A 23,637-nucleotide genomic window follows, 5' to 3' on the forward strand; every position below is an offset into this window, starting at 1 on the left:
ATCGCTTGACAAGCCGCGAACGGGCGTGCTTTCCTCCGTTCCATGCTGCATCGCCACACGCCCTCGACCAACGCCAGCAACGCGCCCCGCGGCGCGTCGTCGCTCGTCGTCCTCGTCCTTATTACCTCGCCAACAGGTGCGGGACGAACCGGCGCGTAAGCAGAAACACCACGCCAGATTCGCAAAACCCCGCACCGAAAGGCGCGGGGTTTTTTGTTGGCCGTCACGGCGGCCGGAAATTATCAGCAGAAACAAATCGTTTACGGCACATTCCACCCCCTTCGCTTCCACCATCACCTCCACGCAACCGCACAGGACCACGCCATGACCAGCAGCACCTCCTCCCACGCTCCCATCAAGAGCGTCGCGATCGTCGGCTACGGCAGCCAGGGACGCGCGCATGCGCTGAACCTGCGCGACTCCGGGTTCGACGTGGTCGTCGGCCTGCGTCCGGGCGGCCCGACCGAAGCCAAGGCCCAGGCCGACGGCTTCGTGGTCAAGTCGCCGGCCGACGCGGTCAAGGATGCCGACCTGGTCGCGGTGCTGACCCCGGACATGGTCCAGAAGAAGCTCTACGAGGACGTGCTGGCGCCGAACATGAAGCCCGGCGCCTGCCTGCTGTTCGCGCACGGCCTCAACGTGCACTTCGGCATGATCAGCCCGCGCGATGACCTGGACGTAGTCCTGGTCGCGCCGAAGGGCCCGGGTGCGCTGGTCCGCCGCGAGTACGAGATCGGCCGCGGCGTGCCGTGCATCTACGCCGTCTACCAGGACAAGTCCGGCAAGGCCGAGCAGCTGGCCCTGGCCTATGCCGGCGGCCTGGGCGGCGCGCGCGCCAACATCATCAAGACCACCTTCAAGGAAGAGACCGAGACCGACCTGTTCGGCGAGCAGGCCGTGCTGTGCGGCGGCGCCTCCTCGCTGGTCCAGGCGGGCTTCGAGACGCTGGTGGAAGCCGGCTACCAGCCGGAAATCGCCTATTACGAGGTCCTGCACGAGCTGAAGCTGATCGTCGACCTGTTCTACGAAGGCGGCATCACCCGCATGCTGGAGTTCGTCTCCGAGACCGCGCAGTACGGCGATTTCGTCAGCGGCCCGCGGGTGATCGACGCCTCGGTCAAGGCGCGGATGAAGGATGTACTGACCGACATCCAGAACGGCACCTTCACCCGCAACTGGCAGGCCGAGTACGACGCCGGCCTGCCGAACTACCGCAAGTTCCAGCAGGCCGACAAGGACCACCCGATCGAGAAGGTCGGCAAGGAACTGCGGGCGAAGATGGTCTGGCTGCAGGCCAACGCCAGCCAGCCCGATACCGATGACGCCAACGCGAAGAGGACCGCCGCCGCATGAACGCGACCTCCCCCACTGCGGCGGCCGGGCTGCGCAATGGCGCGGCCTGGGTCGCGCATGCGCTGGAAGCCGAGGGGGTGGACACGATCTTCGGCTATCCGGGCGGCGCGATCATGCCGTTCTACGATGCGCTCGTGGACTCGGGGCTGAGGCACGTCCTGGTCCGCCACGAACAGGGCGCGGCGCTGGCCGCCAATGGCTATGCGCGCGCCAGCGGCAAGGTCGGCGTGTGCGTGGCCACCTCCGGCCCCGGCGCGTCGAACCTGGTGACGGGCATCGCGGACGGGCTGCTGGACTCGGTGCCGATGGTCTGCATCACCGGCCAGGTCGCCACGCCGCTGCTGGGCACCGATGCGTTCCAGGAGCTGGACGTGTTCGGCATGACCCTGCCCATCGTCAAGCACAGCTTCCTGGTGCGGAAGGTCGACGACCTGCCGCACGTGCTGGCCGAAGCCTTCCGCCTGGCCCGCGAGGGCCGGCCCGGACCGGTGCTGATCGACCTGCCCAAGGACGTGCAGGTGGGAAGCGCCGCACACCTGCCGGCGCACGTGCCGGCCGAGGTGGCGCGCGAGCCGGCGCCGGCCGACGCGGCGCTGGCCGAGGCCATCGCCGCGATCGCCTGCGCCGAGAAGCCCGTGGTCTACGGCGGTGGCGGCATCGCCCTGGGCGAGGCGGTGGAAGAGTTCCGCCAGTTCGTCGAGGCCACCCGCATCCCGACCGTGCTGACCCTGCGCGGCCTGGGTGCGCTGCCCGGCAACCATCCGCACTTCCTGGGCATGTTGGGCATGCACGGCACGCGCGCTGCGAACATCGCCGTGCAGGAGTCGGACCTGCTGGTGGTGGTCGGCGCCCGCTTCGACGACCGCGCCACCGGCAAGCTGGTCGAGTTCGCGCCGTTCGCCCGCGTCATCCACCTGGACGCGGACGCCTACGAGATCTCCAAGTTGCGCACCGCCGACATCGCCCTGCCCGGGGACGTCGCCGCCGGCCTGCGCACGCTCGCCTCCGGTGCGCGCAAGGCCACCGCCAACCGCGCCCAGGACGAATGGCGCCTGCGTTGCGCCAAGAACCGCGAACGCCATGCCGCCCGCTACGACGCGCCGGGCCAGGACATCTATGCCCCGGCCCTGCTCAAGCGCGTCAGCGAACTGGTGCCCGATGCGGTGGTCGCCTGCGACGTCGGCCAGCACCAGATGTGGGTCGCCCAGCATTGCCGCTTCAGCCATCCGCGCAACCACCTCACCTCCGGTGCGCTGGGCACGATGGGCTTCGGCCTGCCGGCGGCGATGGGCGCCCAGTTCGCCTGCCCGGAGCGGCCGGTGGTGCTGGTTTCCGGCGACGGCAGCTTCATGATGAACGTGCAGGAGCTGGTCACCGTGGCGCGCTGCAAGCTGCCGGTGAAGATGATCCTGCTGGACAACAGCTCGCTGGGGATGGTCCGGCAGTGGCAGGAGCTGTTCTTCGACAAGCGCTACAGCGAGATCGACCTGTCCGACAACCCGGATTTCGCCGCGCTGGCGCGGGTGTGCGGGATTCCCGCCACGCGCATCGAGAAGCGCGCCGAGGTCGACGATGCGCTGGCCGCGCTGCTGGCGTCGCCCGGCCCGGGGCTGCTGCACGTGGCGATCGACGCACGCGCCAACGTCTGGCCGCTGGTGCCGCCGAACACCGCCAACAGCACCATGCTGGAGTCCAACCCCAACGAACAGAAGGCGGAGTCCGCGCATGCGTTACCGGCTTGACCTGGTGCTGAAGCCCGTGGAGGGCGCGCTGGTCCGGGTGATCGGGATGACCGAGCGCCGCGGCTTCGCGCCGCATGCCATCGCCGGGGGCTCCGACGGCGAAGGCGGGCGCTGGCGCCTGCAGCTGGTGGTCGACGGCGGCCGGCCGGCCGAGACGCTCAAGCGGCAGCTGCAGAAGGTCTACGACTGCGAGTCGGTCGAGATAAGCCCGATGGAAACCGCTCCGGTCGCGGCGAGTCCGGTCGAAGCCCGGCCGCTGGAGGCCGCGTCGTGAGCCTGCGCGCGGCCACTCCCCGTTCCGCCATGGCCGCCCGCGCTGAGGCCGTGGTGCGGAGGTGCCTTCTTCGACATCGCCCGGCGACGGTCGCGCGGCATGCCTGACACCGGTCGCGCCAGCGCCAGCAGCGGAGAGCCCGACGTCGGCGACGTCGGTCGCTCCGGCGTGGTGCCTGCCGGGAACGCGGCTGCCCAGGCCATCCGGCCCGGGGCGGACCCCACGGAAGTCGGCGTCGCCGACGTCCTGGCCGCGCAGTCGCGGTTGCGCCGCTACCTGCCGGTGACGCCGATGCATCACGCCGAACGCTTCGGCGTCATGCTCAAGCTGGAGAACCTGCAGCGCACCGGCTCGTACAAGGTGCGCGGCGCGCTCAATGCGATGCTGGCCGCGCGCGAGCGTGGCGACCAGCGCCCGGTGATCTGCGCCTCCGCCGGCAACCATGCCCAGGGCGTGGCCTGGGCGGCCTACCGCCTCGGCGTGCAGGCGATCACGGTGATGCCGCATGGCGCGCCGGCAACCAAGATCGCCGGCGTCGCCCACTGGGGCGCCACCGTGCGCCAGCACGGCGACAGCTACGACGAGGCCTATGCCTTCGCCCGGCAGCTGGCCGAGCAGAACGACTACCGCTTCCTGTCGGCGTTCGACGATCCGGACGTGATCGCCGGCCAGGGCACCATCGGCATCGAGATCGCCCCGCACACGCCGGACGTGGTCATCGTCCCGATCGGCGGCGGCGGTCTGGCCTCGGGCGTGGCCCTGGCGCTGAAGTCGCAGGGCGTGCGCGTGGTCGGCGCCCAGGTCGAAGGGGTGGATTCGATGGCCCGCGCGATCAAGGGCGACACCGCCGCGATCGATCCGGCGCGCACCCTGGCCGACGGCGTGCGGGTCAAGGTGCCCGGCCTGCTCACCCGCCGGCTCTGCGCACGCCTGCTGGACGACGTGGTGATCGTCCGCGAGGCCGAGCTGCGCGAGACCCTGGTCCGGCTGGCGCTGGAGGAGAACCTGATCGCCGAGGGCGCCGGCGCCCTGGCCCTGGCCGCCGGCCGCCGCGTCGCCGGCAAGCGCAAGTGCGCGGTGGTGTCGGGCGGGAACATCGATGCGGCCATGCTGGCCACCCTGCTGTCCGAGGTCCGGCCGCGGGCGCCGCGCAAACCGCGCCGGCGCACCGCTGAACTGGTGCCCCCCGACCCGCCCAAACCGCGACCGCGGCCGCTGGAAAAGCGCCGCGCAACCGCTACCCTGTCCGCCCCGCCCGTCATCCCCGCCCCAATGGCGCCCAGCGCGCCGCAGCCCGTCAGTGAAGAGGAGTTCACCTGGTGAACGCGCCCCAGTCCCCCGCCCACCCCCAGGTCTCCCCGGCCCGCATCCGGGTGTTCGACACCACCCTGCGCGATGGCGAGCAGTCGCCCGGCTGCAGCATGACCCCGCCGCAGAAGCTGGTGATGGCGCGCGCCCTCGCCGAGCTGGGCTGCGACATCATCGAGACCGGCTTCCCGGCCAGCTCGCAGTCCGACCGCGAGGCCATGGCCATGATCGGCCGCGAGCTGCGCGAACCGGTGCTGGCGGTGCTCTCGCGCTGCCTGCGCGCCGACGTCGACACCTCGCTGCGCGCACTGGAGGCCGCCGCGCGTCCGCGCCTGCACGTGTTCGTCTCCACCAGCCCGCTGCACCGCGAGCACAAGCTGCGGATGAGCCGGCAGCAGGTGCTGGACATGGCGGTGGACAGCATCCGCCACGCCAGGCAGTACATCGACGACATCGAGTTCTCGACCGAGGACGGCACCCGCACCGAGGAGGACTTCCTGCACGAGGTGGTCGCCGCGGCGATCGCCGCCGGTGCCACCACGATCAACGTGCCCGATACCGTCGGTTTCACCACGCCCGAGGAGATCCGCGGGCTGTTCCAGCGCCTGATCGCCAACGTGCCGGGTGCCGGCGACGTGGTTTTCAGCGCGCACTGCCACAACGACCTGGGCCTGGCCGTGGCCAACACGCTCGCGGCGATCGAGGGCGGCGCGCGCCAGGTCGAGTGCACCATCAACGGCATCGGCGAGCGCGCCGGCAACTGCGCGCTGGAGGAGATCGTGATGGCGCTGAAGGTGCGCGGCGCGTTCTTCAACGCGGACACCGGGATCGACACCCGCCGGCTGGTGCCGACCTCGCAGCTGCTGCAGCGGCTGGTCGGCATGCACGTGCAGCGCAACAAGGCGGTGGTCGGCGCCAATGCGTTCGCGCACGAGTCGGGCATCCACCAGCACGGCATGCTGCGCCACCGCGGCACCTACGAGATCATGCGTCCGCAGGACGTGGGCTGGCCCGATACGCAGATGGTGCTGGGACGGCACAGCGGCCGCGCCGCGGTCGAGCAGCGCCTGCGCGCGCTGGGCTACTACCTGGAAGAGGGCGAACTGGACCTGGTGTTCGCCGACTTCAAGGCGCTGTGCGAACAGCAGCGCGTGGTCACCGACGCCGACCTGCAGGCACTGATGCAGGACACCGGCGACGCCGAGGGCTACCGGCTGGCCTCGATGACGGTCAGCGACCGCGGCCAGCGCGCGATCGCCACGGTCGAGCTGTCCGACCCGGAAGGCAATCGCGTGCTGGAGAGCGCCGAGGGCGACGGCCCGGTCGACGCGCTGTTCGCGGCGCTGTCGGCGGCCACCGGCGTGCGCCTGGCGCTGGAGAGCTACCGCGTGCACAGCGTCGGCCTGGGTGCCGACGCGCGTGGCGAGGCCAGCCTGAGCGTGCGCCACGGCGAGGCCGAGTACGAGGGCACCGGCACCAGCCGCGACATCATCGAGGCCAGTGCGCTGGCCTGGCTGGACGTGGCCAACCGGCTGTTGCGCCAACGGCGCGTGGTGGCCGGCAGCGAACAGCTCGCCACCGCCTGAGCGGCGGCACGCTTCTTGCACCGGACCGGCGGTCCCTGCCGCCGGCGACGGTCGCCCGCAGCGCGTGCCGCGCCCACACCCGGCCAGGGGATGGCCGACACTTCCCAATCCACCGCTTCTCCGGACGTCGCCCCGACATCCGCCGCCAGGAACGTTCCCGATGCCGATCGCCGACACCAACCAGGCCGCCGCGCTGACCTTCGACGCGGCAGTGAACCGCGCGCTCGCGCGACGCCTGTCCGATACGCCCTATCCGCACAACGGCGCGCACGCGGCCTCCCCCGCGACTTTGCGTGGCGACGGCGACGCTGACGCCGCCGCCGCACCGGCCACCCCGCCGGCCGAGTAACCGGCGCTCCGCCGCGCGTCCGCGCCGGCCGCCTTCCCTACCCACGCATCCACGAGGCCCCATGCACGCCAACATCGTCGTCCTGCCCGGTGACGGCATCGGTCCGGAAATCATCGCGGCCACCCTGCCCGTGCTCGAAGCCGTCGCCGCGCGCCACGGCCACACCTTCGAGTTCGAAGAGCACGACATCGGCGGCATCGCGATCGACCGCCACGGCGTGCCGCTGCCGGATACGACGCTCGAAGCCGCGCGCAAGGCAGACGCCATCCTGCTGGGCGCGGTCGGCGGCCCGAAGTGGTCCGATCCCAATGCCAAGGTACGCCCGGAACAGGGCCTGCTGGCGATCCGCAAAGGCCTGGGCCTGTTCGCCAACCTGCGCCCGACCAAGCCGCATCCGGCCGCACTGGGCGCCTCGCCGATCAAGTCGCACCTGCTCGAAGGCGTGGACATCCTGGTCGTGCGGGAACTGACGGGCGGCATCTACTTCGGCGACAAAACCCGCAGCGACACCGACGCCACCGACCTGTGCCGCTACACCGTGGCCGAGATCGAGCGCGTGGTGCGCAGCGCCGGCCGGCTCGCCCGCCAGCGGCGCGGCCACCTCACCTCGGTGGACAAGGCCAACGTGCTGGAGACCTCGCGGCTGTGGCGCGACGTGACCAGCCGGGTGATGCGCGAGGAGTTTCCCGACGTGGCGGTCGAGCACCAGCTGGTCGACTCGATGGCCATGCACCTGCTGTCCAAGCCGCGCGCCTACGACGTGGTCGTCACCGAGAACATGTTCGGCGACATCCTCACCGACGAGGCCTCGATGCTGGCCGGCTCGCTGGGCCTGCTGGCTTCGGCGTCGCTGGGCGACGGCAAGGTCGGCATCTACGAGCCGATCCACGGCTCGGCCCCGGACATCGCCGGCAAGGGCATCGCCAATCCCTACGCGACCATCCTCAGCGCCGCGCTGCTGCTGCGGCACTCGCTGGGACTGGAAGCGGAAGCCGCGCAGATCGAAGCCGCGGTGTCCGCCGCGCTGGATGCCAAGGTGTTCACCGCGGACCTGGCCGCGCCGGGGCAGGCGGTCGACACCCGGCAGGCAGCGCAAGCGGTGCTCGCGCGCCTGGGATGAGCCAGGCCCGGATTTCCGCCCCTCCAACGCGGCAGGCCTGAAAACGAAGACGCCGCCCGCGGGCGGCGTCTTCGTTGCAGGCAGGCACCGGGGTCAGGCGCCGGCGTCGAACAGCCAGGGCTGCGCGGCGCGATGCCTGGCCTCGAACGCGCGGATCGCCTCGCTTTCCTGCAGGGTCAGGCCGATGTCGTCCAGGCCGTTGAACAGGCAGTGCTTGCGGAAGGCGTCGATCTCGAAGTGGTACTGCACGCCGTCCGGACGGGTCACGCTCTGCGCGGCCAGGTCGACGGTCAGCGTGTAGCCTTCGCTCGCCTCGCACTGCGCGAACAGTGCGTCCACCTCATCGGCGGCCAGCACGATCGGCAGCAGGCCGTTCTTGAAGCTGTTGTTGAAGAAGATGTCGGCGAAGCTGGGCGCGATAATCGCGCGGAAGCCGTACTCCTCCAGCGCCCACGGCGCATGTTCGCGCGAGGAGCCGCAACCGAAGTTCTCGCGCGCCAGCAGCACGCTGGCGCCGCGGTAGCGGGGGAAGTTGAGCACGAAATCCGGGTTCAGCGGCCGGTTCGAGCTGTCCTGGCCGGGCTCGCCGACGTCGAGGTAGCGCCACTCGTCGAACAGGTTCGGGCCGAAACCCGAACGCTTGATCGACTTCAGGAACTGCTTGGGGATGATCTGGTCGGTGTCGACGTTGGCGCGGTCCAGCGGCGCGACCAGGCCGGCATGGGTGGTGAAGGCTTTCATCTCGACGGTCTCCTCAAGTGCCCATCAGCTCGCGCACGTCCACGAAGCGGCCGGCCACCGCGGCGGCCGCGGCCATCGCCGGGCTGACCAGGTGGGTGCGCCCGCCAGCGCCCTGGCGGCCTTCGAAGTTGCGGTTGGAAGTCGAGGCGCAATGCTCGCCATTGCCCAGCTTGTCCGGGTTCATCGCCAGGCACATCGAACACCCCGGCTCGCGCCACTCGAAGCCCGCATCGAGGAACACCTTGTCCAGGCCCTCGGCCTCGGCCTGGGCCTTGACCAGGCCCGAGCCGGGCACGACCAGCGCCTGCTTCACGCTCGCGGCGACCTTGCGTCCCCTGGCCACCGCCGCCGCGGCGCGCAGGTCCTCGATCCGCGAGTTGGTGCAGGAACCAATGAACACCCGGTCCAGCCGGATCGTGGTGATCGGCTGGTTGGGCTGCAGGCCCATGTACTTGAGCGCGCGCATGATCGAGTCCTTCCTGACCGGATCGGTTTCGCGCTCGGGATCGGGCACGTTCTGGTCCACCGCCAGCACCATCTCCGGCGAGGTGCCCCAGCTGACCTGCGGGCGGATGTCCTCGGCGCGCAGTTCGACCACGGTGTCGAAATGCGCGTCGGGATCGGACACCAGCGTGCGCCACAGCGCGACCGCGCTGTCCCAATCGGCGCCCATGGGCGCGAACGGGCGGCCCTTCACGTAGTCGATGGTCTTGTCGTCGACGGCGACCATGCCGACCCGTGCGCCGGCCTCGATGGCCATGTTGCAGATCGTCATCCGGCCCTCGACCGACAGGTCGCGGATCGCGCTGCCGGCGAACTCCAGCGCATGGCCGTTGCCGCCGGCGGTCCCGATCCTGCCGATCACCGCCAGGACGATGTCCTTGGCGGTGATGCCAGGGCCCAGCGTGCCTTCGACCCGGACCTGCATGTTCTTCATCTTCTTGGCGACCAGGCACTGGGTGGCCAGCACGTGCTCGACCTCGGAGGTGCCGATGCCGTGCGCCAGCGCGCCGAACGCGCCGTGCGTGGAGGTGTGCGAATCGCCGCAGACCACGGTCATGCCCGGCAGCGTCGCGCCCTGCTCCGGGCCGACCACGTGGACGATGCCCTGGCGCACGTCGTCCATCTTGAACTCGAGGATGCCGAAGTCGTCGCAGTTCTCGTCCAGGGTCTGCACCTGCAGGCGCGAGACCTCGTCGACGATCGCCTGCAGGCCGCCGGCGCGCTCGGCGCGCGTGGTCGGCACGTTGTGGTCGGGCGTGGCGATGTTGGCGTCGACCCGCCACGGCCTGCGCCCGGCCAGGCGCAGGCCCTCGAACGCCTGCGGTGAAGTCACTTCGTGGAGGATGTGGCGGTCGATGTAGACCAGCGAGGAGCCGTCGTCGCGACGGGTCACCTCGTGCATTTCCCACAGCTTGTCGTACAGGGTCTTGCCGGCCATGCGCTGCCTCGGATCGTCTGGCGGTGGCAAGCGGCCACGAGGGCGCCGGGCCACCGGGCGGAAGGCCATCCTGCCCCCTTGCCATCGATAACTCAAATGGATATTTTTCATCCATTGGATTCCAACAAGGAATCGATTGACCGGGAGCCGGGATGGACTGGGCCAGCCTTTCCGCGTTCGTCGCCGTGGCCGACCATGGCGGGTTCTCGGCCGCCGCCGGCCAGCTGCACCTGACCCAGCCGGCGATCAGCAAGCGCATCGCGTTGCTGGAGGCGTCGCTGCAGGCGCGCCTGTTCGACCGGCTCGGCCGCCAGGTGGTCCTCACCGAGGCCGGGCGCCTGCTGTTGCCGCGCGCCCGGCAGATGCTGGCCGAAGCCGAGGCGGCGCGCCGTGCGCTGCAGGACCTGGGCCAGGACATCGGTGGACGGCTGAGCGTGGCCACCAGCCACCACATCGGCCTGCACCGGTTGCCGGCACCGCTGCGGCGCTTCACCGCGCTGCACCCGCGCGCGGCGCTGGACATCCGTTTCATGGATTCAGAGCAGGCCTACGCGCAGGTGCTGCACGGCGAGGTGGAGCTGGCGGTGACCACGCTCGGACCCACTGAAGCACCGCTGCACGCGACCATGGTCTGGGACGACCCCCTGCACTTCGCCGTGGCGCCCGATCATCCGCTGGCGCGATTGACGAAGGCGACCCTGGCCGACATCGCCGCGCACCCGGCAGTGTTGCCGGACCCGGGCACGTTCACCCATCGCATCGTCGCCGACGTCTTCGCCCGCCGTGGCCTGTCGTTGCAACTGCGGATGACCACCAACTACATGGAGACGATCAAGATGATGGTCTCCGTCGGCCTGGCCTGGAGCGCGCTGCCGCAGACGATGGTCGACGCGCAGGTGCAGGTGCTGCCGGTGGCCGGGATACAGCTGTCGCGGCGGCTCGGCTACGTGGTGCACGGCGGCCGCACGCTGTCGCGCGCGGCGCAGGCGTTCATCGCGTTGCTCCAGGGCGAGGCTTCGTCGTCCTGATATGCGAGGGCGGCGGCGAGGTGCCTGAGGGTCCGCCGTGATGCCTCCTGACCTCCATGTCCCCCGGCGCGGCCCTGCGGCCCGCACCTCCTCCTTTACTTACGGTCAGGAGGCATCACGGCGAACCCTCCAGAAGTGGGGAGCGCCTTGGAGGACCAGCCGCTGGGACCCCGGTTGATCGCGGGAGCTCGTCCTGGCGCTCGTCCGCCTACAGGAGGCGACACGGGAACGAAGCGATAGCAATCGGACGCCGGAAGACGTGGCCGGCCAGGGGTATCGAGGCAGCGGCCATGGATGGCCGCGGTAGCGAGTGCGTACATGGATGTACGCCCGAGCGGCCTACCCCTGGCCGGCGGCGGCTCCCGCCGAAGCCGATCGACCTGCCGCCCCAGTGCCTTGGTGCTGTCGGATTGCGCGCTGTCGCGAACCGGAGAAAGAAGCTCCGCTCTTCGTTCCCTTCGGGCTCCCGTCAGCCCGCCGCTTCCTCCGGCTTCACCCGGAACCACGCCGCGTACAGCGCCGGCAGGAACAGCAACGTCAGCGCGGTGGCCACGATCAGGCCGCCCATGATCGCCACCGCCATCGAACCGTAGAACGCACTGCGCGACAGCGGGATCATCGCCAGCACCGCGGTGAGCGCGGTCAGCACGATCGGCCGGAACCGGCGCACGGTCGCGTCGACGATGGCGTGCCAGCGGTCGTGGCCGGCGGCGATGTCCTGCTCGATCTGGTCGACCAGGATCACAGAGTTGCGCATCACCATGCCGGCCAGCGCGATCGTGCCGAGCATGGCCACGAAGCCGAACGGCATGCGGAAGACCAGCAGGAACCAGGTCGCCCCGATCAGGCCCAGCGGCGCGGTGACCAGCACCATTACCGTGCGCGAGAAGCTGCGCAGCTGCAGCATCAGCAGCGTGGTGACGACGATCAGGAACAGCGGCATGCCGGCGGCGATCGAGTTCTGGCCGCGCGCCGAGTCCTCGACCGAGCCGCCGACCTGCAACAGGTAGCCCTGCGGCAGCCCGGCGCGGATCTCGTCCAGGGTTGGGTCGATCTGCGCGGTCACCGCCGCCGGCAACAGCTCGTCGCTGAGGTCGGCGCGCACGGTGATGGTAGGCAGGCGGTCGCGGTGCCAGATGATGCCGTCCTCGAACACCTGGTGCAGGCGTGCCACCTGCGACAGCGGCACGCTGCCGCCATCGCCGGTCGGCACCGCCAGGCTGCCGAGCAGCTCGAGCTGGTCGCGGTCGCCGGCACCGCCTCGCAGCATGATCCCGACCAGCTCGTTGCCCTCGCGGTAGGTGCTGGCGGTATAGCCGGACAGCTGCGCGCTCAGGAACTGCGCCAGCTGCGCGCTGCTGATGCCAAGCGCGCGGGCACGGTCCTGGTCGACCTCCATCCGCACCACCTTGCTCGGCTCGTCCCAGTCGAGGTTGACGTTGGTGGTATGCGGGTTGGCGCGCACCTTCTCCGCCACCTGGCGCGCGATCGCGCGGACCTGTTCGACGTGCTCGCCCGACACGCGGAACTGCACCGGGTAGCCGACCGGCGGGCCGTTCTCCAGCCGGGTCACGCGCATCTGCAGTTCGGGGAACTGCGGCACCACGTCCTTGAGCAGCCAGTTACGCAGTTCCTCGCGGGCGCGGGTGTCCTCGGCGAGCACCACGAACTGGGCGAAGTTGGTCGCCGGCAGCTGCTGGTCCAGCGGCAGGTAGAAGCGCGGCGAACCCGTGCCCACGTAGGCCACGTAGTTGCGGATGTCGGCGCGCTCCTCCAGCAGCGTTTCCAGCTTCTTCGCCTGCGCCTCGGTGGCGCGCAACGACACGCCCTCGGCCAGTTCCAGGTCGACCATCAGTTCAGGACGGGTCGAATCGGGGAAGAACTGCTGCGGCACGAAACGGAACAGCACCAGCGACAGCACGAACAGGCCGATCGTCGCGCCGATCACGAGCCAGCGCCGGCGCAGGCAGGCATCGAGCAGGCGCCGGAAGCGCTGGTAGAACGGGCGCTGGTAGGGGTCGTGGTGGTGCGCGTCCAGCGGCGCCGGCGCCAGGGCGAAGGCGAACTGCGGCCAGCGGTCGGCCAGCCGTTCGCGGAACGCGCGGCGGCGCGCGGCCAGGCTGCCGGGTTTCGGCGGCTGCGGATGGGCCAGGTCCGGCAGCATCCTGTCGCCCAGCCACGGGATGAACAGCACCGCGGCGATCCACGACACCAGCAGGGCGATCGTCACCACCTGGAACAGCGAACGGGTGTACTCGCCGGTGCTCGAAGCGGCTGTTGCAATGGGCAGGAAGCCGGCCGCGGTGATCAGCGTGCCGGTCAGCATCGGGAAGGCGGTCGACTCCCAGGCGAAGCTGGCCGCGCGTAGGCGGTCGAAGCCCTGCTCCATCTTGATGGCCATCATCTCCACGGCGATGATCGCGTCGTCCACCAGCAGGCCGAGCGCCAGCACCAGGGCGCCGAGCGAGATCTTGTGCAGGCCGATGCCGAAATAGTGCATCACCGCGAAGGTCATCGCGAGCACCAACGGGATCGACACCGCCACCACCAGTCCGGTGCGGAAACCGAGCGAAAAGAAGCTGACCAGCAGCACGATGGTCACCGCCTCGGCGAGCACGCGCACGAACTCGCCGACCGAGTCGCGCACCGCCTCGGGCTGGTCGGAGACCTTGCGCAGCTCCATGCCGGCGGGCAGGGTTTCCTGCAGATCGGCGAAACGCGCCTCCAGCTCGTCGCCCAGGCGCAGGATGTGGCCGCCGTCCTTCATCGCCACCGAGATGCCGATCGCATCCTGGCCCATGAAGCGCATGCGCGGCGCGGCCGGATCGGAGAAGCCGCGGTGCACCCGCGCCACGTCATCCAGGCGGATGGTGCGGCCGCCGGCGCGGATCGGGAACGCCCGGATTTCCTCGACGCTGCGGAACGGGCCATCCACGCGCAGCTGCACCCGCTCGCCGGCGGTCTCGAAGAAGCCGGCCGGTACGACCGCGTTCTGGCCTTCGAGCGCCTGCTGCACCACCTGCAGCGGGATGCCCAGGGTGGCCAGCTTGGTGTTGTCGATCTCGATCCAGACCTTCTCGTCCTGCAGGCCGACCAGCTCGACCTTGCCCACGTCGGCCACCCGCTGCAGGTCCAGCTGGATGCGGTCGGCGTAGTCCTTGAGGATCGCGTAGTCGAATCCCGGACCCGTCAGCGCGTAGATGTTGCCGAAGGTGTCGCCGAACTCGTCGTTGAAGAACGGGCCGACCACGCCCTCGGGCAGGGTCGGACGGATGTCCCCGACCTTCTTGCGCACCTGGTACCACAGGTCGGGCACGTCCTTGGAAGGCATCGAGTCGCGCGCCATGAAGATCACCTGCGACTCGCCGGGCCGCGAGTACGAGCGCACGAACTCGTACTTGCCGGTGTTCATCACCGCTTTCTCGACCCGCTCGGTGACCTGCCGGGACACCTCCTCGGCGGTGGCGCCCGGCCACAGCGTGCGCACCACCATCGCCTTGAAGGTGAACGGGGGATCCTCGCTCTGCCCCAGCCGCAGGTACGACCAGCTGCCGATGATCGCCAGCGCGACCATGAAGTACAGCACCAGGCCGCGGTTGTGCAGCGCCCACTCGGAAACGTTGAAGCGGCGCATGGCTCAGTCTGCCTTCGGCTGCGCAGCGGCCGCCGCGGCGGCCCCGGCGACCGGACGGTTTTCGCGATCCACCGGGGCCACCGCCTCGCCCTCGCGCAGCAGGTGGCCGCCGGCGGCCACCACCCAGTCGCCGGCCTGCAACCCGCCGCTGACCGGCACGCTGTCGCTGCCGAACTTGCCGGCGGTCACCGGGATGCGCAACGCCTTGCCCTGGCGCACCACCCATACCGCCGCCGCATCGCCTTGCCCGCGCTGCAGCGCCGACAGCGGCACCTGCAGGCTGCCGTCGCCGCCGGCCTGCGCCAGGTAGACGCGCGCGCTCTGGCCGAGTTCGACCTGGTCCCGGGCGCCCGCATCCAGCGCGACGCGCGTGGCGAAGCTGCGGGTCTGGGCGTCGGCGGCCGGGGCGATCTCGCGGATCGTGCCGGGCAGGCGCCGGCCCGGTGCGCTCCACAGCTCCACCTGCGCCGCATCGCCGACCTTGAACTGGCGGATGCGATCCTCGGGCAGGTCGATCGCGACCTCCCTCCCGCCGTCGGCCGCCATCACGAAGATCGTCTGCCCGGCGGCGACGACCTGGCCGGCCTCGGCCTGGCGCGATGCGATCACCCCAGCGTCCGGGGCGCGCAGTTCGGCGTAGCCGGCCTGGTTGCGGGTCACTTCCCATTGCGCGCGCGCGGCGCGGGCCTGGCCGGCGGCGGCCTCGTAGGCGGCCTTCTGCGCGTCGTAGGTGGAACGGCTGACCAGTTGCTGGTCGACCAGCCGGGCGTAGCGGTCCAGGTCACCCTTGGCACGCACGAGCTCGGCTTCGGCCGCCGCCAGCTGCGCCTGCGCGGCTTGCGCCTGCAGCGCCTGGTCGGCCGGGTCCAGTTCGGCCAGCACCTGGCCGCGTTCGACCCGCGCGCCGGCGTCCACCGCCCGCCGCACCAGCTTGCCGCCGACACGGAACGACAGCGGGCTTTCCTCGCGCGCACGCACCTCGCCGGGAAAGGCCAGGGCCGCGCCGCCGCCGGGCTGGGGCTGGACCACCCATACGGGACGTCGCGCATCGACCGGCGCATCGTCGCTGCCGCAGGCGGACATCAGTGTCACCATCACCGCGAGGGCCGTGCCGCGCAGGGCCTGGAATCCGTTCTTCATCACCGCCGCCATCCTGCTGTTCAATATTGAACCAGCGGGTATGGTATAAATAGAAAACCGAGTAGTCTAGTATTCCCGCATGACCCCGAAGCACGCCACCACGCCCCCTCCTGCCAGGTCCGCCGGCCCCGGCCGCCCCAAGGACCTGGGCAAGCGCGCGTCGATCCTCGCCGCCGCCAAGCGTCTGTTCCTTGAACAGGGCTACCAGGGCGTGAGCATGGACCAGATCGCCGCCGCCGCCGGCGTTTCCAAACTGACCGTCTACAGCCACTTCGGCGACAAGGAGTCGCTGTTCTCCGCGGCCATTACCGACAAGTGCCAGGAAGTGCTGCCGGACGACCTGTTCGTGCGCCCGCCGGAAGGCACGCTGGACGAGCAGCTGCGCGCCATCGGCCATGCCTTCTTCCGGCTGATCACCAGCGAGGAGGCGATCAGCATGCACCGCATGATGAACACCCCCGGCACCACGGAAAACACGCTGCGCGAGCTGTTCTGGAATGCTGGTCCGCGCCGCGTGCAGGAGGTGTTCGCGCAGTTCCTGCAGGCGCGGATCGACCAGGGCCAGCTGCGGATCGACGACACCGCGCTGGCTTCGTCGCAGTTCTTCAGCCTGCTCAAGGGCGAGCTGCACCCGATGATGGCCTGCGGCCTGTGCACGCAGCCGACCCCGGCGGAGGTCGCGCGGCACATCGATGCCACGGTCGAGTTCTTCCTGCGCGCCTATGCGGCCTGAGCCGGCCACGCAGGCCTCGGGGACGGAGGTCGCGGTGACTTCCGGCACTGCGAGGCGCCCGGCGCCCACAGCGATCCTTGCCGGCAAGCCGCGGCCGGGCCCGGTAGAATGCCCGGCCTCCCGCGTTGGATGACCCCCCATGACGATCGATTACGCCCGCGCCCGCGAACTGATGGTGGAGCAGCAGGTCCGCCCCTGGGACGTGCTGGACATGGCCGTGCTCGACGTGATCGGGCGCCTGCCGCGCGAAGCCTTCGTGGCCGAACAACACCAGGCGTTGGCCTATGCCGACATCGAGCTGCCGCTGGGCCATGGCGAGAAGATGATGAAGCCGGTGGTCGAGGGCCGCGCGCTGCAGGCGCTGCAGCTGCGCCCCGGTGACAGCGTCCTGGAAGTGGGCACCGGCAGCGGCTACCTGAGCGCCTGCCTCGGAATGCTGGCCCGCGAGGTCGTCAGCCTGGAGCTGGTGCCGGAGCTGGCCGCCGCCGCGCGCGCGCGCCTGGACGCCACCGGCCTGGGCAACAATGTCCGCATCGAGGTCGCCGACGCGCTGCGTTACGACGGCAGCCGCCAGTTCGATGCGGTCTGCGTGACCGGCGCGGTGGCCGAAGTGCCGGAGCGCTTCCTGCAGTGGCTGCGTCCCGGCGGGCGCCTGTTCGTGGTCCGCGGCCATGCCCCGTCGATGGAAGCCGTGCGCCTGGTCAAGGGCGAGGCGGTCAACGCCGTGGCCGCCGAATCGTTGTTCGAGACCGAGCTGGGCTACCTGCACGGCGCCGGCCCGGTCCCCAAGTTCCTGTTCTGAGGTCGCGCCAGGCGGCGTGGCCAGCACCGACATTCCCCCTCGACGGCCGGCAACCCACCGCTGGCCGCACACCTAGAAAGGAAGCCGCTGATGATCCGCCGTTCCCTCGCCCTGGCACTGGCCGCCGCCCTCGCCTCCGGCTCCGCGCAGGCCACCGACCTGCTCGAGACCTACGAGATGGCACGCAATGGCGACCCGCAGCTGGCGATCGCCGAATCCTCCACCCTGTACGACAAGGAAGGCGAGGTCCAGGCGCGCGCCGCCCTGCTGCCGCAGGTTACCGGTGACGCGTCGCTGCGCAGGTCCCGCACCGAGTACGAAGGCACCAGCGGGACCTTCACCACCACCTCGCGCAGCTACGGCGTCAACGCGACCCAGACCCTGTTCAACTGGGGCCAGTTCTCCAGCCTGCGGGCGCAGCGCTCCCTGAGCCAGGCCGCCGACTTCACCCTGGAAGCGGCCAACGACGACCTGGTCGTGCGCACCGCCGCGGCGTATTTCGACGTGCTGGTGGCGATCGAGTCGCTGGCCGCCGCCGAAGCCAACGAGGCCGCGGGCAAGCGCCAGTTCGACTACGCCGACAAGCGCCTGGAGGTCGGCCTGGCGCCGATCACCGACGTGCACGAAGCTCGCGCCCAGTACGATGACGCCCGCGCCAACACCATCCTCGTGCGCAACGCGCTGGCCGACGCCTACCAGGCGCTGGCCGAGCTCACCGGCCAGCCGGTCCAGAACCTGCGCGGCCTGCCGGCCGACTTCCGCCCCGAGTTGCCGGCCGTGCATGCCGACGCCGACGGCTGGGTCACCCGCGCGGTCGAGAACAATCCGGCCCTGCGCGCCTCGCAGCTGCAGACCGACGCGGCCGAGACCAGCGTGCAGATCGCGCGCGCCGGCCATTACCCGACCCTGTCGCTGGGCGGCGGCTGGGGCAAGGACGCGGCGTGGGGCGACAGCATTGGCGGCGGTGGCGGCGCCACCGGCGACAGCACCGGCACCAGCATCGGCCTGACCCTGAGCGTGCCGATCTTCAGCGGCGGCGAAACCCAGTCGCGCGTGCGCCAGGCGCTGGCCCAGCGCGACCAGGCCCAGGACGGCTACGAGCAGCAGCGCCGAGCGCTGGACCGCAATACCCGCAACCTGTACCAGGCACTGGTCGCCGGCGTCAGCGAAGTGGAGGCGCGCCGCCTGGCGGTCGTGTCGGCGCAGAGCGCGTTCGACGCTTCGCAGGTGGGCCTCGAGGTGGGCACCCGCACGGTGCTGGACGTGGTCCAGAACCAGCGCACGCTGTTCCAGGCGCAGGTCGAGTACGCGCGCTCGCGCTACAACTTCCTGCTCAACCGCCTGCTGCTGACCCAGGCCACCGGCGACCTCGACATCGAGCAGCTGCGCAACATCAACGCGATGCTGACCGTCGACGCCGAGGCCCAGCTGGCCAACCCGCCGTCGCAGCAGTAAACGCAGGCGGTCGCCTGCCGGACCAAGGGGCCGCCGCAGGGCGGCCCCTTCGTTTTTGCGCTCAGGACGGGGTGGCCACCGCGCTGGCGATTTCCTCGGCGGAAGCCGGCAGGTCGGCCGCCACCAGCGCCAGCGTCCGCTGCAACGCCCCCTGGCCCTGCTCGATCAGCGTGGTGCCGGCCTCGACCATCGCCCGGCGTGCGCCGGGATCGGCCAGCAGGGCTTCCAGCGCCGCAGCGACCGCATCGGCATCCTCGCCGATGCGCAGGGCGCCGGCCTCGTCCATGCGCCTGGAGATCTCGGCGAAGTTGTGCAGGTGCGGGCCGGTAACCGCCGCCGTGCCCACCGCCGCCGGCTCCAGCAGGTTGTGCCCGCCGATCGGCTGCAGGCTGCCACCGACGAAGGCGACGTCCGCGCAACCGTAGAACGCCATCAGCTCGCCGAGGGTGTCGATCACGAACACGTCGTCATCCGGCCGCGGCCAGTGCCCGCCCCTGCGGGTGCCGACCTTCCAGCCGGCTTCGGCGGCCAGCGCCTGGACCCGCGCGAACCGCTCGGGGTGCCGCGGCGCCCACAGCAGCAGCAGGTCCGGCCAGCGCGCGCGAAGGCGCCGGTGGATCGCGATCACAGCCGCTTCCTCGCCCTCGTGCGTGCTGGCGGCCAGCCACACCGGGCGCGGCCTGGCCAATGCGGCGGAGAACGCCGCGCGCACCGCGTCCAGGCCTTCGGGCACGGCGACGTCGTACTTGAGGTTGCCGATGACCTGCACCTGCGCGGCGGTCGCCCCGAGCTTCTGGAAGCGGCGTCCATCGGCCGCGGACTGCGCCGCCACGCACTTGACCGTGCGCAGTGCGCGACCGATCAACGGCCGCAGCAGGCGATAGCCGCGCAGCGAGCGCGCCGACAGCCGTGCATTGAGGATGTAGACCGGGATGCCCAGGTCGCGGCAGCCGAAGAGCATGTTCGGCCACAGCTCGGTTTCCATGATCAGGCCCAGGCTGGGCTGGAAGTGCTGCAGGAAACGCGCGGTGCTCCCCGGCAGGTCGTAGGGGAGGTAGACATGCTCGACCCGCTCGCCCCACAGCGCGCGCACGCGCTCGGAGCCGGTGGGGGTGATGGTGGTGATGACCCAGCGGATGTCGGGCCGCTGCCGCAGCAGGACGTTCACCAGCGGCGCGGCGGCATTGACCTCGCCCACCGACACCGCATGCAGCCACACGCACGGGCGCCGCGGCTGGCTGCCGTAGGTGGCGTAGCGCTCGTCCCAGCGGCGGAAGTATTCGTGGACGCGGAAACCACGCGAGATCAGGTGGTACAGGGTGAACGGCGAGAGCACGTACAGCGCGAACGAATAGAGCGCGCGCAGCACTCCCTCGCCCGGTTCCTTCCGCTTGGCTACGTTCGGCATGCGCGCAGCATAGCCGAGGCGATGGGCCCGGGCTGTGCACGAAGCCGTAGAATCGGCCCATGACCGCGCCCGACACCCCGCCGCCGCGTCCGCCCCTCACCCCGCGCCACTGGCCGATGTGGCTGGGCCTGGGCGTGATGGTCGTGGCCGCGCGCCTGCCCTGGCTATGGCAGCGCGCGATCGGCCGCGGCGTCGGCTGGCTGGCGCTGCACCTGGCCGGTACCCGCCGGCGCGCGGCGCAGGTGAACATCGACCTGTGCTTCCCCGACGAACCGCCACAATGGCGCGCCCGGCTGCTGCGCGACAGTTTCGATGCGCTGGGCATCGGCCTGTTCGAGTTCGCCCGCGCCTGGTGGGGTGGCATCGGACCGATGCGCCGCGACCTTCGCATCGAAGGACTGGAGCACCTGCGCGCGTTGCAGGCCGAAGGCCGTGGCGTGCTGCTGGTGTCCGGACACTTCATGACCCTGGAGATGTGTGGCCGGCTGATGTGCGACCACGTGCCGCTGGCCGGCATGTACCGGCGCCACCGCGATCCGGTGATGGAATGGGCGGTCAAGCGCGGCCGCCTGCGCTACGCATCGGCGATGTTCGGCAACGGCGACATCCGCGGCGCGGTGCGGCACCTCAAGCGCGGCGGCTTCCTCTGGTACGCCCCGGACCAGGACATGCGCGGCAAGGACACGGTATTCGCGCCGTTCTTCGGCATGCCCGCCTCGACCATCACCGCCACCCACCAGCTCGCGCGGCTGACCGGGTGCGCGGTGGTGCCGTTCTTCCACCGCCGCGAAGGCGGGCGCTACATCCTGCGCGTGGCGCCGCCGCTGCCGGCATTCCCGGGCGAGGACGTGGTTGCCGATACCGGCCGCGTCAACGCGGCGATCGAGGCGATGGTGCGCGAGGCGCCTGCCCAGTACCTGTGGATCCATCGCCGCTTCAAGCGCCAGCCCCAGGGACGCAGCACGTATTACGAGCGCGGATGAGCGCCACCGCGGCAACCGCCTTCCGTAGAGCGGGGCTTGCCCCGCTGCTTTCGTTACGAAGGGGTCGGTGGCTCCGGGGAGCAGCGGGGCAAGCCCCGCTCTACGGGCGCTCGTCGCGCCCGTGCAGCGCGCCGGCATAGAGCCCGGCCAGCAGCAGCGCCAGCCCACCCCAGAAGGTCGAGTAGAACGCAAGGTGGGTGTTGAGCGGAAACACGGTGACCGCCAGCGCGAGCAGCGCGGGACGGGCGCGATCACGGGCGACGGCGTCGGCGCGACGCCAGCTCCGCCACACGATCCAGGCGCCCGCCAACCACAGCAGCAGGCCGATCGCGCCAGTCTCGCTGAGCAGTTCCAGTAGCAGCTGGTGGGCGTGGTAGGCCTCGCCACCGCCCCAGGCCGGCGCCTGTCCCGGTGCCGGATCGCAAACGGGCCAGGCCACGCGGAAGCCGCGCACGCCGACGCCATTGAAAGGATGCGCTTCGATCATGCAGGCCGCGCCGGTCCAGATCCTGCCGCGGCCGGAGAGCGCGCCATCGATGCCGGCGCCCTGCCCGGCCTGGAACGCCAGCGCAGTCCGCTCCGCGCGCTGCTGCAGCTGCGGCGACGCCGCATACAACACGACCAGGCCGACCAGGCCGGCCGCGGCGAAGGCCAGCAGCTTGGGACCACCCAGCGTGCGCCAACCGGAAAACAGCAGCACCAATGCATAGGCGATCCACGCTGCGCGCGCGCCACCGAGCAGGATGGCGATGCCCAGCGCCGCCGCGGCCACGCACCAGCCCGCCGCGCCGAAGCGCCGCGCCGCCTCCAGCGCGAACGGCGACAGGCTCGCCAGCACCAGTCCGAGCTTGAGGTTGCACGGACCGAAAACGCCGCCCAGGCGATCGACCGCGGCGACCTCGGCGGCGGTGCAGAAACCCTCGCCGCCGAAGGCGCGCTTGAGCGCATCCAGGCTCCAGAACAGCGGACTGGTGCCCACTGCCGCCTCCAGCAGGGCATCCACCGTCCACAACGCGAGGATCGCGGCCAGCCCGCCAAGGACCACGCGCCGGCCGGCCGGCGCATGCAGCGCGATCGCCACGCCCCACAGGAACGGCAGGTAGCGCAGGTCGGCCGCCACCTCCTTCCAGGCGCGGCCCCGGTCGAGCGCGTCGGGTGCGGACAGCAGCTCCGGCAGCCAGTACACGGCGAACAGCGCGGTCGCCAGGCCTGCGGCCCACCGGTCCAGCGGCAACTTGCGGGCCTTGCCGAGCGTGACCGCCAGCTGCACCAGCACTGCCAGCGCGCCGAGTGCAAGCACGCCCTCGGCCGGCCCGGGCAACGGCCACAGCGCGACGAATGCCAGTACCCAGTACGGCGTCCAGGCGAACGCGCGCAGGCGCGCGATGTCGTGCTCAGCCGGCCAGTTCGGCATACAGTTCCAGGGTCGCCTGCTGCATCGCCTGCAGCGTGCAGGGAATGGTGTCCGGAGGGCGCGGCGGCGCGCGCAGCAGGGCGGCCGCGGTGGCGGCCAGCGCCGTCGCGTCGAAGGGCGCCACCGCCCCCCGGGGTTGCAGCTGCGCAAGCAGTTCGCCCACGCCGCCATGCGCCCAGCCGAGCACCGGCCTGCCCACCGACAGCGCCTCGACCACGGTGCGCCCGAACGCTTCGGGCTTGCGCGAGAGCTGCAAGACCAGGTCGCTGGCGGCGTAGGCCGCGGCGATGCGCGAGGTGGGCGCGCTGAATAGCACCGCCTCGCCCACGCCCAGTTGCGCGGCCTTCGATTCGAGCTCGCCGATGTAGGCGTCGCGCCCGGCCTCGCGCGCGCCGGGCAACCACAGGCGCGCATCGGGGAACGGCCCGGCGCGCAGCGAGGCCAGCAGGTGCAGTGCGTCGGCATGGCCCTTCAGGCGGGTACCACGGCCCGGCAGCAGCAGCAGGGGACCCTGCCCGGCCAGCACCGGGTGTTCGGCGGCCAGCTGCGCGCGCGCCTGGGGATCCGGGTGCGGGCGCCGCGGGAACCGCGCCGGATCGATCCCGCGCGGAATCACCCGCATCCGGTGCGGGTCGGTCGCCGGGTAGTGCTCCGCCACGTAGGCGCGCACGGTTTCCGACACGCAAACCACGCGTTCGCCGCTGGCCATCACCGCGCTGTAGCGGCCGGGTGAGTTCAGCCCGTGCACGGTGGTCATCCAGTGCGGGCGCCCTTGCGCGGGCAAGGTACGCAGTGCGATCCGGCCGAGCCAGGCCGGCAGGCGCGAACGCGCGTGGACGATGTCGACGCCTTCGCGCTGGAACAGCGCACGCAGCGCCGGCACGCGCGCCAGCACCGCCGGCGACTTGCGGCCGATATCCAGGGTCACGTGCTCACCGCCGCAGTCGCGCAGCGCCGGCAGCAGCCGGCCGCCGGCTGACACGACGATCGCGCGATGCCCGGACGCGACCAGCGCGGCGGCAACTTCGAGGGTGGAGCGTTCGACGCCGCCGGACTCGAGCGCCGGCAGCAACTGGACCACGGTCAGGCGGCGTGGCACGGGTCGGCCGGCCTGCTTGCGGGTCGC

The 23,637-nt window shown here is 71.0% G+C and carries 19 protein-coding genes; 12 read left to right on the forward strand and 7 right to left on the reverse strand.

The window, feature by feature from the left end:
* Positions 1-324: 324 nt before the first annotated feature.
* From ilvC to leuB, 7 genes are all read left to right on the forward strand, one after another.
* Complete coding sequence (gene ilvC / locus ABKA19_RS14960; RefSeq protein WP_353689574.1) at positions 325-1,353, forward strand: ketol-acid reductoisomerase; 1,029 nt, start codon at positions 325-327, stop codon at positions 1,351-1,353.
* A complete protein-coding gene (gene ilvG / locus ABKA19_RS14965) occupies positions 1,350-3,095 on the forward strand; it encodes an acetolactate synthase 2 catalytic subunit (RefSeq protein ID WP_353689575.1) in 1,746 nt (581 codons plus the stop codon). The genes ilvC and ilvG overlap by 4 nt, the downstream gene beginning before the upstream one ends.
* Positions 3,079-3,369 carry an ACT domain-containing protein gene (locus ABKA19_RS14970; RefSeq protein WP_353689576.1) on the forward strand — a complete coding sequence of 97 codons (291 nt, stop codon included), beginning with the start codon at positions 3,079-3,081 and terminating at the stop codon, positions 3,367-3,369. Before ilvG ends, ABKA19_RS14970 begins: the two co-directional genes overlap by 17 nt.
* 99 nt (positions 3,370-3,468) lie before the next feature.
* A complete protein-coding gene (locus ABKA19_RS14975; protein WP_353689577.1) occupies positions 3,469-4,692 on the forward strand; it encodes a threonine dehydratase in 1,224 nt (407 codons plus the stop codon).
* On the forward strand, positions 4,689-6,263 hold the full coding sequence (locus ABKA19_RS14980) for a 2-isopropylmalate synthase (protein WP_353689578.1): 1,575 nt from the start codon (positions 4,689-4,691) through the stop codon (positions 6,261-6,263). Before ABKA19_RS14975 ends, ABKA19_RS14980 begins: the two co-directional genes overlap by 4 nt.
* A 160-nt stretch (positions 6,264-6,423) precedes the next feature.
* Complete coding sequence (locus ABKA19_RS14985; protein WP_353689579.1) at positions 6,424-6,612, forward strand: hypothetical protein; 189 nt, start codon at positions 6,424-6,426, stop codon at positions 6,610-6,612.
* A gap of 61 nt (positions 6,613-6,673) precedes the next feature.
* Positions 6,674-7,732, forward strand: coding sequence for a 3-isopropylmalate dehydrogenase (gene leuB, locus ABKA19_RS14990; protein WP_353689580.1), 1,059 nt, complete (start codon positions 6,674-6,676; stop codon positions 7,730-7,732).
* A 93-nt stretch (positions 7,733-7,825) separates the two neighbouring features.
* On the opposite strand, the gene leuD is transcribed toward leuB, so the two are convergent.
* Positions 7,826-8,473 carry a 3-isopropylmalate dehydratase small subunit gene (leuD, locus tag ABKA19_RS14995; protein WP_353689581.1) on the reverse strand — a complete coding sequence of 216 codons (648 nt, stop codon included), beginning with the start codon at positions 8,471-8,473 and terminating at the stop codon, positions 7,826-7,828.
* Between the two features lie 13 nt (positions 8,474-8,486).
* Positions 8,487-9,914, reverse strand: coding sequence for a 3-isopropylmalate dehydratase large subunit (gene leuC, locus ABKA19_RS15000; protein ID WP_353689582.1), 1,428 nt, complete (start codon positions 9,912-9,914; stop codon positions 8,487-8,489).
* 152 nt (positions 9,915-10,066) lie between these two features.
* Between leuC and ABKA19_RS15005 the strand changes: the two genes are divergently transcribed.
* Entirely contained in the window at positions 10,067-10,942 is an 876-nt protein-coding gene (locus ABKA19_RS15005) for a LysR family transcriptional regulator (RefSeq protein ID WP_353689583.1), read from the forward strand.
* 469 nt (positions 10,943-11,411) lie between these two features.
* Here the strand turns inward: ABKA19_RS15005 and ABKA19_RS15010 are convergent, their stop codons facing one another.
* Positions 11,412-14,576, reverse strand: a complete 3,165-nt coding sequence (locus ABKA19_RS15010) for an efflux RND transporter permease subunit (protein WP_353689584.1) — start codon at positions 14,574-14,576, stop codon at positions 11,412-11,414.
* A gap of 3 nt (positions 14,577-14,579) precedes the next feature.
* On the reverse strand, positions 14,580-15,716 hold the full coding sequence (locus ABKA19_RS15015; RefSeq protein ID WP_502945808.1) for an efflux RND transporter periplasmic adaptor subunit: 1,137 nt from the start codon (positions 15,714-15,716) through the stop codon (positions 14,580-14,582).
* 79 nt (positions 15,717-15,795) lie between these two features.
* Between ABKA19_RS15015 and ABKA19_RS15020 the strand changes: the two genes are divergently transcribed.
* From ABKA19_RS15020 to ABKA19_RS15030, 3 genes are all read left to right on the forward strand, one after another.
* Entirely contained in the window at positions 15,796-16,449 is a 654-nt protein-coding gene (locus tag ABKA19_RS15020) for a TetR/AcrR family transcriptional regulator (RefSeq protein WP_353689585.1), read from the forward strand.
* Positions 16,450-16,588: 139 nt separating this feature from the next.
* The gene (locus ABKA19_RS15025) at positions 16,589-17,251 is read left to right on the forward strand and encodes a protein-L-isoaspartate O-methyltransferase family protein (protein WP_162377859.1); all 663 of its coding nucleotides are present in this window, start codon (positions 16,589-16,591) and stop codon (positions 17,249-17,251) included.
* Between the two features lie 90 nt (positions 17,252-17,341).
* Positions 17,342-18,706, forward strand: a complete 1,365-nt coding sequence (locus ABKA19_RS15030) for a TolC family outer membrane protein (protein ID WP_353689586.1) — start codon at positions 17,342-17,344, stop codon at positions 18,704-18,706.
* Between the two features lie 61 nt (positions 18,707-18,767).
* Here the strand turns inward: ABKA19_RS15030 and waaA are convergent, their stop codons facing one another.
* A complete protein-coding gene (gene waaA, locus ABKA19_RS15035) occupies positions 18,768-20,114 on the reverse strand; it encodes a lipid IV(A) 3-deoxy-D-manno-octulosonic acid transferase (RefSeq protein ID WP_353689587.1) in 1,347 nt (448 codons plus the stop codon).
* 59 nt (positions 20,115-20,173) lie between these two features.
* On the opposite strand from waaA, the gene ABKA19_RS15040 reads away from it, so the two are divergent.
* Positions 20,174-21,097: an LpxL/LpxP family Kdo(2)-lipid IV(A) lauroyl/palmitoleoyl acyltransferase gene (locus ABKA19_RS15040; protein WP_353689588.1), complete on the forward strand. Its 924-nt coding sequence runs from the start codon at positions 20,174-20,176 to the stop codon at positions 21,095-21,097.
* Between the two features lie 100 nt (positions 21,098-21,197).
* Here ABKA19_RS15040 and ABKA19_RS15045 read toward each other — a convergent pair whose 3' ends face one another.
* Together ABKA19_RS15045 and ABKA19_RS15050 are read right to left on the reverse strand one after the other, a co-directional pair.
* A complete protein-coding gene (locus tag ABKA19_RS15045) occupies positions 21,198-22,511 on the reverse strand; it encodes an O-antigen ligase family protein (protein WP_353689589.1) in 1,314 nt (437 codons plus the stop codon).
* Positions 22,492-23,610, reverse strand: coding sequence for a glycosyltransferase (locus ABKA19_RS15050; protein WP_353689590.1), 1,119 nt, complete (start codon positions 23,608-23,610; stop codon positions 22,492-22,494). The genes ABKA19_RS15045 and ABKA19_RS15050 overlap by 20 nt, the downstream gene beginning before the upstream one ends.
* Positions 23,611-23,637: the final 27 nt, after the last annotated feature.

It is taken from the genome of Pseudoxanthomonas sp. Soil82, from assembly GCF_040446535.1.
GTDB classification, from domain to species: domain Bacteria; phylum Pseudomonadota; class Gammaproteobacteria; order Xanthomonadales; family Xanthomonadaceae; genus Pseudoxanthomonas; species Pseudoxanthomonas kaohsiungensis.